We start from the raw sequence: 1,773 nt of genomic DNA, 5'->3' as shown, positions 1-1,773 counted from the left end.
ACAGAATTACGGACAGGCTCGCCGTTACAGATAGCCATGCCCTGCCGCGGGCATGACTATCACGACCTCAATTGCCCTTTTTGCCATTTTCTGCTTTTCTTTTCCCGGCGTTATCTCTATGTCTGGCTTACTTTACTTCGCACCTCTCCATCCCATGCAAAAATTCATTCTACTACTGCTCAGCCAAGTGCTCCTTGCGCCACTGGGTACTGACCTCTATTTACCTACGCTGCCGGGGATATCGCCGCAGGACTGGCAACGCCCGTGACCACCATTCAGACCACTATCTGCTGGTCATGGAGCTAGGGCAGATTATCGCCGGCCCGCTGGTTGACAATCTGGGCCGTAAGTCTATCGCGCTGATCGGCCGGCTGCTGTATATCGGCGGCGGCATGCTGGCCGCAGTTTCTTAGCGCCCGTATTATTTAGGCTGTGCCGTCTGCTATACCGCCGTGATGGCGTTCAGCGGCACGCTGACCGCGCTCTGAGTCTACTCGACGACGACCGGCACCCGACGGGCGAGGGCGCACATCAGCTCGTAACCTACGGTGCCGAAAGAAGCCGCCACATCATCAATCTTCACGTTATTGCCCCATAGCTCAACCTTGCTGCCGATACCGGCCTGCGGGCACGGCGTTAAATCTACCGTGATCATATCCATTGAGATCGCCCCTACGGTGCGTGTTAACGTGCCGTCAACCAAGATTGGCGTACCGGTCGGCGCATGGCGCGGATATCCATCCGCGTAGCCGCAGGCCACCACGCCGATACGCTGTTCGCCAGCGGCACGATAGCGCGCGCCATAACCGACGGCGGCACCGGCAGCCAGCTGCTGAATGCCGATTATTTCCGTGTTTAAGCTCATCACCGGCTGCAGCCCACTACTGGCGATATCCTGCCACTGACCGCTTGGAGATGCGCCGTAAAGAATAATGCCGGGCCGCACCCAGTTATGATGGGTCTGCGGGTGCCACAGCGTCGCGGCGGAGTTGGCCAGCGAACGCGCACAGTCCAGCCCTTGCGCTGCTTGGTTGATACGCTGCATCGGCTCGACAATGCCCTCTGCGCTTTCCGCTTCAGCAAAATGCGCCATCAGAGTCATCTCGCCAACGTTGACTAATGAACGCAGTTTTTGCCAAGCGTTGTGAAACTGCTCCGACTGAAATCCGAGTCGATTCATCCCGCTGTTCATTTTCAGGTAGATATCCAGCGGCGCCGAGAGTTTCGCCTCGGCCAGCGCTTTGATCTGCCAGTTGCTGTGCACGCTGGTGGTCAAGCGGTAGCGGTCAAGCAGTTCGATATCGTTGGGATGGAAGAAGCCTTCCAGCAGCAGTATCGGCTTCCTACAGCCGCGATCGCGCAGCAGGATAGCCTCTTCTAGGTCGAGCAGCGCAAAACCATCGGTCTCTGCCAGACTTTTCCAAACGCGTTCAATACCATGGCCGTAGGCATTAGCTTTGACCACGGACCACAGACGCGAATGCGGGGCGGCTTGGCGCGCTACTGCTAGGTTTTGCCGCAACGCAGCGCGATTAATCGTTGCGACAATCGGACGTGACATACCCTCTCCTTGAATAATCAATAACCTTAGGCTTAATTAACCAATATTGGCACCGTGCAGCGTGGTCGCTGCAGTCGGAGCATAACCCGGCAGATAGCGCATGACGGACAGATCGTCAGCCGCAATCGCTAGCGTGCAACCGGAAATAATGTCTGCAAGCAGCGGTCCAGAACCGCATGTCATGGTCCACCAAGAGGGCACTGTTGCAAAGA

1 protein-coding gene and 1 pseudogene are annotated in these 1,773 nt (G+C 57.0%); one reads left to right on the top strand and one right to left on the bottom strand.

The genetic code is table 11. The features are described 5' to 3' along the window. Positions 1-154: 154 nt before the first annotated feature. Positions 155-470 (top strand): annotated as a pseudogene (locus tag BBW68_RS13670) (Bcr/CflA family drug resistance efflux transporter); the annotation flags it as partial. 20 nt (positions 471-490) lie between these two features. Here the strand turns inward: BBW68_RS13670 and dadX are convergent. Further along, positions 491-1,561, bottom strand: coding sequence for a catabolic alanine racemase DadX (gene dadX, locus BBW68_RS13665; protein WP_070135767.1), 1,071 nt, complete (start codon positions 1,559-1,561; stop codon positions 491-493). Positions 1,562-1,773 lie beyond the last annotated feature (212 nt).

Source organism: Candidatus Erwinia dacicola, from assembly GCF_001756855.1.
GTDB lineage: Bacteria > Pseudomonadota > Gammaproteobacteria > Enterobacterales > Enterobacteriaceae > Erwinia > Erwinia dacicola.
Note: the sequence above shows the minus strand (reverse complement) of the source record. Positions and strands in the feature narration are given on the sequence as shown.